Genomic DNA, 12952 nt, shown 5'->3' on the forward strand with positions numbered 1-12952 from the left:
AGCAAAAGCTTGCCTGTTTGGAAAACCGCAGCCAAAATGCGGGTATCTGCGCTACTGCGCCCGCGTATTTAAGGCAGGACACCGTGAGTAAAGAAGACGACATCAGGCTGGATCAGAAGGTCCGCGCCGCATGGATGTACTACATTGCCGGTCAGAATCAGAGCGAAATCGCCAGCCACCTTGGCACCTCAAGGCCGGTGGTCCAGCGCCTGATCGCCGCGGCGAAGGAAGAAGGTATTGTGTCGATTGGCTTGCATCATCCTGTGGCGAACTGCCTCGATTATGCGCAGTTGTTGCAGGAAAAGTATCAACTCATCGAGTGCAATATCGTGCCGACCTACAACGAAGAGAGCACGCTGGATAGCGTTTCTTTCGGCTGTTATCAGCTGATGGCCCGCTACCTGCAGAGCGATAACGCCAAAATAATCGGCATTGGTTCTGGATTAACGCTGAAAAAAACCATCCAGCGCATTGATTTCGATAGCCCAAACAGCCGCTGCGTGGCGCTGATTAGCGCAATGAACGATGAGGGGAAATGCAACTACTACGATGATGTGCCGTTGCTGCTGGCGCGGAAAATTCAGGCCAACTACTATCAGTGGCCCGCGCCGCGCTATGCGCAAACCCGTCAGGAACATGAGATGTGGTGCGGCAGCCGCCTGTTCAGCAATGTTTCTGCCGCAGCGCAGCAGGCGGACGTTATTTTCGTCGGTATCGGCCCATTGGGTACCCAAAGCCCGATCTTCAAAGACGGGTTTATTAATAAAGTCCAACTGGATGAACTGACGGCGCGCGGCGGCATCGGCGAGATCCTCGGCCGCTTTATCGATGCCGACGGCGGCGTCGTCGACAGCGAAATTAATCGGCTGATCACCAGCTACGATATCCGCCAAAACCAGTGCCCGCGAATAGCCGTCGCCTGTGGCGAGAACAAGCGCCCGGCGATCCTCGCGGCGTTAAAAGGTGGCTGGATTAACGGCCTGGTGACCGATGAACATACCGCCCGCTGGCTGCTGACGCGCTAGCGCCAGCGGCTTTTCACGCCAGATGCTCGCGGCTGCTAATCAGCAGCGGCGGGATCTCTACCCGCTGCTGGCTGGCTTCACCTGCGTCGATGATATTGAATACCGCTTCCAGCATCGCCGGGACGTTCTGCTGCACCATGTCAATATCGTGACCCAATAGATAAACAAATGGGTCCCAGTCAAAACAGCCCATCGGCGGCTGCTCGACGCCGGTCAGCCCCAACTGCGCCAGCCATCTCACCACCCCTTCCAGCGAGATGGTCGAGTTAACGAAGAACCCCTGCAGATGTTCATCGGCGCTTTTGAAACGCGCCTGCATGCAGGCTTCCACTTTGCCTTTTGAATAGCCCGGAGAAAGAATATTCTCTTCCGGCACGCTCATGCCGCGCGCCTCATGAGCATCGCGAAATCCGCGCAAACGCTCCAGGGTGTTGTGGTCGCTGCTGCGCCCGCCGACAAAAAACAGCGGCGCCAGTTTGCCGTGGCGATTGAGACTGTTATCAAGAATTTTATCGGTCAACGCGCGGGCGCCCGCGTAGTTGTCGGAGAGCACCGACGGTGCGGTGGAGCCCGGTAGGTCAAGGTTGACCGTCGGCACCCCCGCCTGCTGACATAGCTCGGTAATTTTATCCGGATTAGTCGCCCCGGTCGCCACCACCCAGTCTACCTGCCAGGAGAGCATCGCCTTCACCGCTTCGATTTCCAGTTCTGGACGACGGCGAGTACAGGTAATAATCGGCAGCAGGCCGCGCTCACGCGCCATCTCTTCAAAGCCTTCCGCCACGGAACCAAAATAGCGGTTGTCGTATTTGGGGACAATCATCCCGATGACATGCGATTTTTTACTGCGCAACATGCTGGCCTGGCGATTAATCGCGTAGCCCTGCTCTTGCGCAATCCGCGTCACTTTTTCCGCAAGTTTGGCGCTGATACGGCGTTTTTTCCAGTTGCCATTGAGGATCGCGCTCACCGCGCTTGCCGAAACGCCGGATAATTCCGCCAGATCGTAGATAGTGATTTTTTTCATTTTCCCAACTTGCGTCACAAATTCATTTCGCTGTTAATTTCCCCACTTGCTCAATCGATGAAGCTGGCGCAACATTAGCTTCATCGATTGAGCAACCATGACGCTCGCTAGCGTATACACTCAATAATCATTCAGACATCAGCAAATTGAAATAAATGGTGCTGATATTCAATAGCTTAACTTAGTTACTCCTGCTCTGACAGGCCAGATTGTTGTAGCAGGTAACCGCTCCTCAAGCTCGTCGAGACCAGCTTGAAGAGCAAAACAGACAACATGAAGGATTATAAAATGAACCACTCCGTATCCTCTATGAATACTTCTCTTAGCGGCAAAGTCGCCGCGGTCACCGGCGCCGCTTCCGGCATTGGTCTTGAATGCGCGAAAACCATGCTTGGCGCGGGCGCGAAGGTGGTTCTGATCGACCGTGAAGGCGAAAAGCTCAACAAGATTGTGGCAGAGCTTGGCGAAAACGCTTTTGCTTTACAGGTCGATCTGATGCAGGGCGATCAGGTGGATAAGATCATTGACGGCATCCTGCAACTTGCCGGACGTCTCGATATCTTCCACGCCAACGCCGGCGCTTACATCGGCGGCCCGGTCGCTGAGGGCGACCCGGACGTCTGGGATCGCGTGCTGCACCTCAATACTAACGCCGCCTTCCGCTGCGTGCGTAGCGTGCTGCCGCATATGATCGCGCAAAAATCCGGCGATATTATTTTCACCAGCTCCATCGCCGGCGTGGTGCCGGTTATCTGGGAACCTATCTATACCGCGTCAAAATTCGCCGTACAGGCGTTTGTTCATACCACCCGCCGCCAGGTTTCCCAACACGGTGTCCGCGTCGGCGCGGTACTGCCTGGCCCGGTGGTCACCGCCCTGCTCGATGACTGGCCGAAAGAGAAAATGGAAGAAGCGCTGGCCAACGGTAGCCTGATGCAGCCTATCGAAGTTGCCGAATCGGTACTGTTTATGGTCACCCGTTCGAAAAACGTCACCGTACGCGACCTGGTTATTTTGCCTAACAGCGTTGATTTATAACCCCCGGTATCGGTGACTAAAAGGACGATTTTATGAATGGCGAGACTCAAACCATTATCGGCGTCGATGTCGGCTCCGGCAGCGTGCGCGCCGGGGTATTTAACCTCAGCGGCGAACTACTGGCCCACGCCACCCGGGAGATCACCCTCTTCCGCAGCGCCGGCAGCGTGGTGGAACAATCCAGCCGCGAAATTTGGCAGGCGGTTTGCGACTGCATTAAACACGCGGTCGAAAAATCCGCCGTCTCTCCGCACTCGGTTGCCGGTATCGGCTTCGACGCTACCTGCTCGTTGGTGGTAATCGGTGAGAATGACGCGCCGCTGGCCGTCGGCCCCTGCGAAGAGGCGGATCGCAATATCATCGTCTGGATGGATCACCGCGCCACCGAACAGGCGGAACGCATCAATGCCACCCGCCATCCGGTGCTGCAGTACGTCGGCGGGACTATCTCCCCGGAGATGGAGACGCCGAAGCTGCTATGGCTGAAAGAAAACCGTCCGCAGATTTTTGCCGCCGCGCGCCATTTCTTCGACCTGGCCGACTATCTCACCTGGCGCGCGACCGGCGATCTGGCCCGCTCCGTCTGTACCGTCACCTGTAAATGGACCTATCTGGCCCATGAAAAGCGCTGGGATGCCGACTACTTCCGCCAGATTGGCCTCGCAGAGCTGGCGGAAGAAGACTTCGCCCGTATCGGCCAGCGTATTGTCGATCCGGGAACGCCCTGTGGTGATGGGTTAACCGCGGCGGCGGCCGAAGAGATGGGTCTGCCTGTCGGTACGCCGGTGGCGGTCGGGATGATCGACGCCCATGCCGGCGGCATTGGCACCGTTGGCGTACTCAACGGCGCGGTGAATAATATGGCCTACGTCTTCGGCACCTCCTCCTGCACCATGACCACCACCGAGAAAGCGGTGTTCGTCCCTGGGGTCTGGGGGCCTTACTATTCGGCGATGGTGCCGGGTTACTGGCTGAACGAAGGTGGACAAAGCGCCGCCGGCGCGGCTATCGACCAGTTACTGAGCTTCCATCCGGCAGCGGCAGAAGCGCGTGAACAGGCCAAAGCCGCCGCCGTTCCGCTGCCGGTCTGGCTGGCGGATCGCGTGCTGGCGCAGGTTGCCTCGCCGTCGGAGGCGGTGCAGCTGGCTGATGGACTGCATGTCGTGCCGGAGTTTCTCGGCAATCGCGCGCCGCTTGCCGACCCCCACGCGAAAGCGCTGATTGCCGGGCTGGGGATGGAGCGGGATCTTGATAATCTGACCGCGCTGTACGTCGCCGGATTATGCGGAATTGGCTACGGCCTGCGGCAGATCCTCGATGCCCAACGCGCCTGTGGTATTGAGAACGAAAATATCGTTATTAGCGGCGGCGCGGGTCAGCACCCGCTGGTACGCCAGCTGTTGGCCGACGCCTGCGGCGTGACAGTGGTCAGCACAGCCAGTAGCGAACCCGTATTGCTGGGTTCCGCCATCCTCGGCGCCGTCGCGGGCAACGTCGCCGCCTCGCTACCGGACGCCATGAAGCGGTTCACCAGAGTGGATAAAACCTATCGTAGCGAAACGGCGTTTAGCTCGCTACATCAACGCAGGTATGAGGCCTACAAAGCGCTACAACAGGCCGGTCGGCTAATCCGCGAATAACATACCTCTTTAATTTAATAACAATAATGCTCCGCTGTTGTGCAGCGGAGCCGCTCCTCTGCATCCTGAAATCGAGGTTAACATGTCCGTTAATAACCAACAGTGGTTCGGTCTGCCGCTGAATCTTATCTGGGGATACGTCGCCATCGCCGTGTTTATGACCGGCGATGGTTTTGAACTCGCCTTTCTCTCGCACTACATCAAGGAGCTGGGCTTCAGCCCGGCGCAGGCCTCTTTCGCCTTCACCCTCTACGGCCTCGCCGCCGCCCTCTCGGCCTGGGTCTCCGGCGTGGTCGCGGAAATTATCACCCCGCGTAAAACCATGTTTATCGGTTTCGTGCTGTGGTGCGTGTTCCACGTCCTGTTCCTCGTCTTCGGCCTCGGTCGCGCCAACTATGCCTTAATCCTGCTGTTTTACGGTATCCGCGGCCTGGCCTATCCGCTGTTCCTCTATTCGTTTATCGTCGCCATTATTCATAACGTCCGCAGCGACAGCTCCAGCTCGGCCCTGGGCTGGTTCTGGGCGGTCTACTCCGTCGGCATCGGCGTGTTCGGCAGCTATATTCCGAGCTTCACCATTCCGCACATTGGCGAGATGGGCACCCTGTGGCTGGCGCTGGCGTTCTGCGTCACCGGCGGGCTGATTGCCCTGGCGGCGCTGCGCAACACCGAAACCCCGCGCCATATGCAGAATCTTACCACCCGCGAGAAGTTCTCCGAGCTGGGGCGCGCGGTGACCCTTATCTACACCAACCGCAGCATTATGCTCTCCAGCATCGTGCGCATTATCAACACCCTGTCGCTGTTCGGCTTTGCGGTGGTCATGCCGATGATGTTCGTCGATGAGCTTGGCTTCACCACTTCCGAATGGCTGCAGGTGTGGGCGGCGTTCTTCTTCACCACCATCTTCTCCAACGTCTTCTGGGGGATTGTGGCGGAGAAACTGGGCTGGATGAAAGTGGTGCGCTGGTTCGGCTGTATCGGCATGGCGCTGTCGAGCCTGGCGTTTTACTACCTGCCGCAGCACTTCGGCCATAACTTCGCCATGGCGCTGGTGCCGGCAATTGCGCTGGGGATTTTTGTCGCGGCGTTTGTGCCGATGGCGGCGGTGTTTCCGGCGCTGGAGCCAGAGCATAAAGGGGCGGCGATTTCGGTCTACAACCTGTCGGCCGGGCTGTCGAACTTCCTCGCACCGGCGATTGCGGTGGTGCTGCTGCCGCACTTCAGCACCATCGGCGTGGTGGTGGCCTATACCGCGCTCTATCTGCTGGCGTTTTGTCTGTGCCCGTTTATTCGCGTTGAGCAGCCCGTTTTTGCTACCAGCGAAGCGGCTGAACAGCTGAACGTCAGCACAGTAAAATCATAAAAAAACCCCGGAGACCGGGGTAAGTAAAATAGTCAATCCGGGCCTCGTGCCCGGATTTTTGCCTTACGCGATGGTGACTTTGCCGTCCAGATAGACATCCTGCACCGCATTGATCAGCTTCACGCCTTCGCTCATCGATTTCTTAAAGGCTTTACGACCGAGGATCAGCCCCATGCCGCCGGCGCGTTTATTAATCACCGCCGTGCGCACCGCATCGGCAAGATCGGTTTCGCCGCCCGCCGCCCCGCCGGAGTTAATCAACCCGGCGCGGCCCATGTAGCAGTTCGCCAGCTGATAGCGCACCAGATCGATCGGGTTATCGCTGGTCAGCTTGCTGTAGACGCGATCGTCGGTATAACCAAAATTCACCGCTTTATAGCCGCCGTTATTCTCGGCCATTTTCTGCTTCACGATATCAGCGCCAATGGTGGCTGCCAGATGGTTGGCCTGGCCGGTCAGGTCAGCGGAAACGTGGTAATCGACGCCATCTTTTTTGAATGCCGGGTTGCGCAGATAGGCCCACAGCACGGTGACCAGGCCGAGCTCGTGCGCGCGTTCAAAGGCGGCGGATATCTCTTCAATCTGCCGACGCGACTGTTCGGAGCCGAAATAGATCGTCGCGCCAACCGCAACCGCGCCCATGTTGAACGCCTGTTCGACGCTGGCGTACAGGGTCTGGTCATACTCGGTCGGGTAGCTCAACGTTTCGTTATGGTTGAGCTTAACGAGGAATGGAATGCGGTGCGCGTAGCGGCGCGATACCGAGGCCAGTACGCCATAGGTAGAAGCCACGCAGTTACAGCCGGCTTCGATGGCGAGTTCCACGATATTCTTCGGATCGAAGTAGAGCGGGTTGGCGGCGAACGACGCGCCCGCCGAGTGCTCTACGCCCTGGTCGACCGGCAGAATGGACAGGTACCCCGTTCCCGCCAGACGCCCGGTGTTGTAGAGGGTCTGCATATTACGCAGCACCGCAGGCGGGCGGTTGTTATCCACCATCACCCGGTCGACGTAATCCGCTCCCGGTAAATAGAGTTGATCGGCTGGAATAGTCATACAACGGTGCTGTAAAAGGCTGTCGGCATCTTTGCCAAGCAACTGCGTAATATCAGTCATAGCTATCTCCCGTAAGTGCTGGCCGCAGCCAGCATGTTTTATCCCAACCCAAAAATTTTGGGCAGGTTAAGCCTGGTACCGAGTTAGCATATTTTCCAGCCGGGAGCGCGTTTTTTCAGTAGATTCTGCTGTCTCGTTTCACTGCCATTTACCACCAGGCGTGGAAATGATGTACCGGGCCGATACCGTGCCCCACTTCCAGCGAATCGGCCTGCGCCAGCGCCGCCGACAGCCAGCCCTTCGCTTCGGCGACCGTTTGTCCCCAATCGGCATAGCGCGGACGCAGCGCCGCCAGCGCGGCAGATAACGTACAGCCGGTACCGTGGGTATTTTTGGTCTGCACGCGCGGCGCGGTAAAGCGCTGTTCGCCTTCGCGGGTAAACAGCCAGTCCGGGCTTTCGGCGTCGTCCAGATGTCCGCCCTTCATTAATACCGCCCCGCAGCCTAGCGCTAACAGCGCCCTGCCCTGTTCCAGCATCTCGCGCTCGCTTTGCGCATGCGGCGCATCGAGCAGCGCCGCGGCCTCCGGCAAATTCGGGGTGATCAGTGAAACGTGCGGCAGCAGGCGCTGGCGCAGCGTCGCAATTGCCGAGTGGGATAACAGCGGATCGCCGCTTTTCGCCAGCATTACGGTATCCAGCACCACGTTGGCAATTTGATAGCGAGCAAGACGTTCCGCCACCGCTTCAACGATATCGGTTTCCGCCAGCATGCCGATTTTCGTAGTATCGATTCGCACGTCGCTAAACACCGAATCCAACTGCGCCGCCACGAAGTCCGGCTCAATGCGGTATACCGACTGCACGCCGCGGGTATTCTGCGCCACCAGCGCGGTGATCACCGAGCAGCCGTAAGCGCCGAGTGCGGAGAATGTTTTGAGGTCGGCCTGGATCCCGGCGCCGCCGCTGGGATCGGTGCCGGCGATGGTTAAGGCGTTAATCCGCTTCATGCCGGCACCTCCGCGTATAACGCGTCGAGGAATGCCGGGATAAAACTGCCGGGGCCGCCGTGTCGCGCCGCTTCACTTCCCGCCATTTTCATCAGGCCGCAGGCGGCTGCCACGTTTTGCAGCCTATCGCCGGGCATCGCGGCGCTTGTCGCCACCACCGCGGATAACGCGCAGCCGGTCCCGACCACCCGCGTCATCAGGACATCACCGCCGCTCACGGCAAGCGTGCGCTCACCATCGCTGATGTAATCCACCTCGCCCGTCACCGCGACCACGGTATTGAGCTTGCGCGCCAGCACCTGGGCTGCGGGTAACGCCGCAGCTACGCTATCGGTCGTGTCCACGCCGCGCCCGCCGCCGCTGCTCCCCGCCAGCGCCATGATTTCCGAGGCATTGCCGCGAATCGCCGCAGGCCGCAGTTCCAGTAATTCGCGACAAAAATCAGTGCGTAGCGTCAGCGCGCCGACGGCAACCGGATCCAGAGTCCAGGGTTTTCCCGCCTGGCGGGCGCTCTGCGCCGCCGCGCGCATCGCGTTGGCGCGCTCAGCGGTTAAGGTCCCGACATTAATCAATAGCGCATCGGCAATGGCGGCAAACTGCGTGGCTTCCGTAGGATCAATCACCATCGCCGGCGAGGCGCCAATAGCCAGCAGGACGTTAGCGGTGAAAGTCTGGACCACATCGTTGGTCATACAGTGAACAAGCGGCGAAGAGGTGCGGAAAAGCTGCTGCAGGTGCGCGATATGCGCCGGATTTAGCGGTTCATGCATGGTTTGCTCCCGCCAGATGAGGAAGCAGCGCAGACCATGCGGTCTCTGACTTCCCTACGCTGGCATTATCCAGATCAGGTGGTACGGGTATTTCTCAGCCTTCACAAAGAAGGGCACCCCGAGTCATTTGGTACAAAATGGCGACTAACGTTCCGTTAATCTCTTACCAAGATAGTAATGCCAGCGATAAGTCTTGTAAACGGTAAAAGCGGTATGTCTCCCGGCGATATGTCCCTTAATCGTACAGCCATTCACCTGCTTTTGCGGACTCAACCAACATTTGTACTGTTAGCGGTTTAAGCGGCTTCTCTGGAGGCATGGAACCTAAAAACTCAGGTTCAAAGTAATAGATAATTTCGAAGCCATTCATTTTTACATTCCATTGTTTGAAATAGTAATCTAAAGTATCTTCTGCATCTTCCCAGATGATATTCAGCCCCCCCTTTGTTAATTCAGTATCTAACGTGACTTCTGGACGTTCGCCAAAAAAACAGTATTTCTTATGGCTATGATGAGTATATATATAATCAATAATTTCTTGTTCAATGCTCATTAGAAATATGCCCATGCAACTTTATGTTCTGGTTTAACCATCTTATTAAAAGTTTCACCAGTATCAATTAGTATTGCTCTAGCATAATAAAATGCCATTGCCCACCCTATCCATGGTATGTAGCGGCCTATAACCGCGCCTAGCTTGTTAGTTTTCGACCAATGAAAGTCTTTCAGACTTTTACCCATAGGAGTGATTAACGAGATACCAACCGGCAAACGTACATTACTGAGTAGCTTACGAGACATTATGGAAGCAATACTCGTTCCTTTAATTGCTGTACCTGGTTTTGTTCGCGTCGGTATCCAGGGTTGTCCGGTTAAGATAGCAGTTGCGGCTGTTGCCTCAATTTCAAGATGCTGACTCATCGCATCGATGAGAATCAACAGGAATAACTCCTCTGGTTTCAGATTCCAGTATCCTTTATAGAAGTACCCACTAATTTGTTCAACAGTATCCACTTCATAATCCCTTATGATCCTTGTAGAAAGCGCCATCATAATGGCTGATTTGCATACCGTCATTACGCGTCGTTGTATCATCCTTGTACGTTTGCCACAGAGACGCCACTTTTTCCTGCGCCATGTAAGCGATTACACAAAATTTTAGCTATCCGTGCGGCGGTTGATTTAGATCACAATTCACTTAATAACCATAAGACATAGTTACTACGCGTTACTAACTAAGCGAACACAGTAACCGCAGTAGTCGCCGCTGCCGTTAGTTTGCATAACATGTTAAAAATAATTTCGACACTAAGGTCGTTAATGATGAAAGTGAAACACGTTTCTATGCTGCTGCTGGCACTCAGCGCAGCCATCGCGATTGGTTGCAGTTCACCAGCGCAGCGTATGGCCGAGTGCGAAGCACAGGGGATCAGTAAAGATGCCTGTTATATTGCGGAACAAAACAAACAGGCTACGGTGAATGCCGCAACGGAGAAACAGGCGCTGGAAAATGCACAGGCTTTATATCCCGTGCAGAAAGCGCAATCCAGCAAAAAAGTGAAGATCTTCAATGGTATGAAGCTGGTCACAAACTCAACCGGGCTGACAGTTGATGGCAAACCCGCGGCCTTAGACGAAAGCAATGCTGACGCGAAAACCTATTCTCAGGGTTTATACGTTTTTATTATCTACCAATCAGGAAAAATTGCCGTCATGCAGGACGGTAAATTTTTAGGCTACGCCAAATAGCGCCGCTTCATTGTTAATTTAAAAGCGGCCTAAGGGCCGCTTTTTCCCTTCTCCGCAGTAGCCGACACGTTAAACGCCGAGCTAAATAAGCGACATTAATCCCATTGGATAAATCTCATTTTACCTACGAGAGAGTAGTTTTTTAATTAATGTATTTTTTTTGTAATCACAAACTTGCTCAATGTAAACAATTGGTTATAGTTCAAGAAAGCGTTACAAATTGTAACACCACGTCAGATCGGAATTAACGAGTGAATCGCCATTAAGGTAAGAGGATTCCAATGAAATTGACCCCCATAGTGAAAGGATTAGCCATTGCCGGCTTGCTGTCATCGATCAGCTTGTCAGCATGGGCGGAAGTCGCCGCAAAAGAAGCGACCGCTGCCACCAAACAAGCCAACGACGCTCTCTATAACCAACTCCCCTTCTCTGATAACACCGATTTCACCAACGCCCATAAAGGGTTTATTGCCGCCCTGCCCACCGAGATCATTAAAGGAGAACAAGGTAACGTAGTATGGGATCCGCAACAGTACTCTTTCATCAAAGAAGGTGAAAAAGCCCCGGATTCCGTCAACCCGAGCCTGTGGCGGCAGTCGCAGCTGATTAACATCAGCGGCCTGTTTGAGGTGACCGACGGCGTCTACCAGATCCGCAATCTGGATCTTTCCAACATGACCATCATCGAAGGTAAAGAAGGCATTACCGTCGTGGATCCGCTGGTGTCGGCAGAAACCGCCAAAGTGGGCATGGATCTGTATTACAAAAACCGCGGTAAGAAACCGGTCGTCGCCGTTATCTATACCCACAGCCACGTTGACCACTACGGCGGGGTGCGCGGCGTAGTAGATGAAGCGGATGTGAAATCCGGCAAAGTGAAAATTTACGCGCCGTCCGGCTTTATGGAAGCGGCGGTGGCTGAAAACATCATGGCCGGTAACGTCATGAGCCGCCGCGCCAGCTACATGTACGGCAACCTGCTGAAACCATCGGCCACCGGACAGGTCGGCGCCGGTCTGGGCACCACCACCTCGGCGGGTACCGTTACCCTGATTGCCCCAACCAATATCATTGAAAAAGACGGCCAGAAAGAAGTCATTGACGGTTTGACCTATGACTTTATGCTGGCGCCAGGTTCAGAAGCGCCATCGGAAATGCTGTGGTTCATCGAAGAGAAAAAACTGATTGAATCCGCGGAAGACGTAACACACACCCTGCACAACACCTATTCGCTGCGCGGCGCGAAAATCCGCGAACCGCTACCGTGGTCGAAGTACATCAACGAAGCGATCGTACGCTGGGGCGACAAGGCCGAGATTATTATGGCTCAGCACCACTGGCCGACCTGGGGCAACGACAACGTGGTCAACCTGCTGAAGAGCCAGCGTGACCTGTACCGTTACATTAACGACCAGACCCTGCGCATGGCTAACGAAGGGCTGACTCGCGATGAAATTGCCGCTAAATTCAAACTGCCGGATAGCCTTGCCAACACCTGGGCCAACCGCGGTTACTACGGCTCTGTTAGCCACGACGTGAAAGCCACCTACGTGCTGTATCTCGGCTGGTTCGACGGCAACCCGGCCACCCTCGACGAACTGCCGCCGGAAGAAGCGGCGAAGAAATTCGTCGATTACATGGGCGGCGCCGATGCCATCATGAAGAAAGCGAAAGAGGATTACGACCAGGGTAACTATCGTTGGGTAGCTCAGGTGGTCAGTAAAATCGTCTTCGCCGATCCGAAAAACCAGGATGCGCGTAATCTGGAAGCTGATGCCCTTGAACAGTTAGGCTACCAGGCAGAATCCGGCCCGTGGCGTAACTTCTACCTCACCGGCGCGCAGGAACTGCGTAACGGCGTGGTGAAAGGTCCTACCCCGAACACCGCCAGCCCGGATACCGTGCGCGCAATGACACCAGAAATGTTCTTCGACTATCTGGCGGTGCACATCAACGGCGAGAAAGCGGGTAACGCGAAATCGGTCTTTAATATCGATCTCGGCAGCGACGGCGGCAAGTATAAGCTGGAGCTGGAAAACGGCGTACTGAACCATACCGCTAATGCGGAAGCGAAAGATGCCGATACCACTATCGCCCTCAACCGCGCCACCCTGAATAAGATCATCCTCAAAGAGGAGACGCTGAAGCAGGCCGTTGATAACGGCGATGCGAAAATCACCGGTAACGCCGATAAGCTCAATGAAATGCTGGGCTATATGGACAAGTTCGAATTCTGGTTCAACATCGTTACGCCATAATGTCCTGCTCCCGC

12 protein-coding genes and 1 riboswitch are annotated in these 12952 nt (G+C 55.6%); of the genes, 6 read left to right on the forward strand and 6 right to left on the reverse strand.

Translation table 11 applies throughout. The annotated features are described in order from the left end of the window. The first annotated feature begins 83 nt into the window (after positions 1 to 83). Positions 84 to 1025 (forward strand): sugar-binding transcriptional regulator, encoded by a 942-nt coding sequence (locus EAE_RS23865; RefSeq protein WP_015365774.1) that lies wholly within the window; start codon positions 84 to 86, stop codon positions 1023 to 1025. 13 nt (positions 1026 to 1038) lie between these two features. On the opposite strand, the gene EAE_RS23870 is transcribed toward EAE_RS23865, so the two are convergent. Continuing rightward, complete coding sequence (locus EAE_RS23870; protein ID WP_015706074.1) at positions 1039 to 2052, reverse strand: LacI family DNA-binding transcriptional regulator; 1014 nt, start codon at positions 2050 to 2052, stop codon at positions 1039 to 1041. A gap of 288 nt (positions 2053 to 2340) precedes the next feature. Here EAE_RS23870 and EAE_RS23875 point away from each other — a divergent pair, with 288 nt between their 5' ends. The 3 genes from EAE_RS23875 to EAE_RS23885 all read left to right on the forward strand — a co-directional run bounded on the left by EAE_RS23875 (position 2341) and on the right by EAE_RS23885 (position 6096). Further along, positions 2341 to 3090 (forward strand): SDR family oxidoreductase, encoded by a 750-nt coding sequence (locus tag EAE_RS23875; protein WP_047079411.1) that lies wholly within the window; start codon positions 2341 to 2343, stop codon positions 3088 to 3090. Positions 3091 to 3122: 32 nt separating this feature from the next. Next, entirely contained in the window at positions 3123 to 4730 is a 1608-nt protein-coding gene (locus EAE_RS23880) for an FGGY-family carbohydrate kinase (RefSeq protein WP_015706076.1), read from the forward strand. An 82-nt stretch (positions 4731 to 4812) separates the two neighbouring features. After that, a complete protein-coding gene (locus EAE_RS23885) occupies positions 4813 to 6096 on the forward strand; it encodes an RbtT/DalT/CsbX family MFS transporter (RefSeq protein WP_015706077.1) in 1284 nt (427 codons plus the stop codon). A 63-nt stretch (positions 6097 to 6159) separates the two neighbouring features. Here EAE_RS23885 and fbaB read toward each other — a convergent pair whose 3' ends face one another. The 5 genes from fbaB to EAE_RS23910 all read right to left on the reverse strand — a co-directional run bounded on the left by fbaB (position 6160) and on the right by EAE_RS23910 (position 9945). Continuing rightward, positions 6160 to 7212, reverse strand: a complete 1053-nt coding sequence (fbaB, locus tag EAE_RS23890) for a class I fructose-bisphosphate aldolase (RefSeq protein ID WP_015365768.1) — start codon at positions 7210 to 7212, stop codon at positions 6160 to 6162. A gap of 148 nt (positions 7213 to 7360) precedes the next feature. Then, positions 7361 to 8161, reverse strand: coding sequence for a bifunctional hydroxymethylpyrimidine kinase/phosphomethylpyrimidine kinase (gene thiD, locus EAE_RS23895; RefSeq protein ID WP_015706078.1), 801 nt, complete (start codon positions 8159 to 8161; stop codon positions 7361 to 7363). Further along, positions 8158 to 8931 (reverse strand): hydroxyethylthiazole kinase, encoded by a 774-nt coding sequence (gene thiM, locus EAE_RS23900; RefSeq protein WP_015706079.1) that lies wholly within the window; start codon positions 8929 to 8931, stop codon positions 8158 to 8160. The genes thiD and thiM overlap by 4 nt, the downstream gene beginning before the upstream one ends. A gap of 34 nt (positions 8932 to 8965) precedes the next feature. After that, positions 8966 to 9062: riboswitch (TPP riboswitch) on the reverse strand. A 104-nt stretch (positions 9063 to 9166) separates the two neighbouring features. Further along, positions 9167 to 9484, reverse strand: a complete 318-nt coding sequence (locus EAE_RS23905) for a DUF1493 family protein (RefSeq protein WP_015365765.1) — start codon at positions 9482 to 9484, stop codon at positions 9167 to 9169. Next, a complete protein-coding gene (locus tag EAE_RS23910) occupies positions 9484 to 9945 on the reverse strand; it encodes an STM2901 family protein (RefSeq protein WP_047079276.1) in 462 nt (153 codons plus the stop codon). Before EAE_RS23910 ends, EAE_RS23905 begins: the two co-directional genes overlap by 1 nt. A gap of 309 nt (positions 9946 to 10254) precedes the next feature. Between EAE_RS23910 and EAE_RS23915 the strand changes: the two genes are divergently transcribed. Both EAE_RS23915 and EAE_RS23920 read left to right on the forward strand, forming a co-directional pair. Beyond that, on the forward strand, positions 10255 to 10680 hold the full coding sequence (locus tag EAE_RS23915) for a hypothetical protein (RefSeq protein ID WP_015706081.1): 426 nt from the start codon (positions 10255 to 10257) through the stop codon (positions 10678 to 10680). A gap of 281 nt (positions 10681 to 10961) precedes the next feature. Then, the gene (locus tag EAE_RS23920; RefSeq protein WP_015706082.1) at positions 10962 to 12938 is read left to right on the forward strand and encodes an alkyl/aryl-sulfatase; all 1977 of its coding nucleotides are present in this window, start codon (positions 10962 to 10964) and stop codon (positions 12936 to 12938) included. Positions 12939 to 12952: the final 14 nt, after the last annotated feature.

It is taken from the genome of Klebsiella aerogenes KCTC 2190, from assembly GCF_000215745.1.
GTDB lineage: Bacteria > Pseudomonadota > Gammaproteobacteria > Enterobacterales > Enterobacteriaceae > Klebsiella > Klebsiella aerogenes.

Coding starts and splice junctions, on each gene's coding strand:
- EAE_RS23870 (WP_015706074.1), bottom strand. CDS start 2,052: ATGAAAAAAATCACTATCTACGATCTGGCGGAATTATCCGGCGTTTCG.
- fbaB (WP_015365768.1), bottom strand. CDS start 7,212: ATGACTGATATTACGCAGTTGCTTGGCAAAGATGCCGACAGCCTTTTA.
- EAE_RS23880 (WP_015706076.1), top strand. CDS start 3,123: ATGAATGGCGAGACTCAAACCATTATCGGCGTCGATGTCGGCTCCGGC.
- EAE_RS23875 (WP_047079411.1), top strand. CDS start 2,341: ATGAACCACTCCGTATCCTCTATGAATACTTCTCTTAGCGGCAAAGTC.
- EAE_RS23920 (WP_015706082.1), top strand. CDS start 10,962: ATGAAATTGACCCCCATAGTGAAAGGATTAGCCATTGCCGGCTTGCTG.
- thiM (WP_015706079.1), bottom strand. CDS start 8,931: ATGCATGAACCGCTAAATCCGGCGCATATCGCGCACCTGCAGCAGCTT.
- EAE_RS23915 (WP_015706081.1), top strand. CDS start 10,255: ATGAAAGTGAAACACGTTTCTATGCTGCTGCTGGCACTCAGCGCAGCC.
- thiD (WP_015706078.1), bottom strand. CDS start 8,161: ATGAAGCGGATTAACGCCTTAACCATCGCCGGCACCGATCCCAGCGGC.
- EAE_RS23885 (WP_015706077.1), top strand. CDS start 4,813: ATGTCCGTTAATAACCAACAGTGGTTCGGTCTGCCGCTGAATCTTATC.
- EAE_RS23905 (WP_015365765.1), bottom strand. CDS start 9,484: ATGAGCATTGAACAAGAAATTATTGATTATATATATACTCATCATAGC.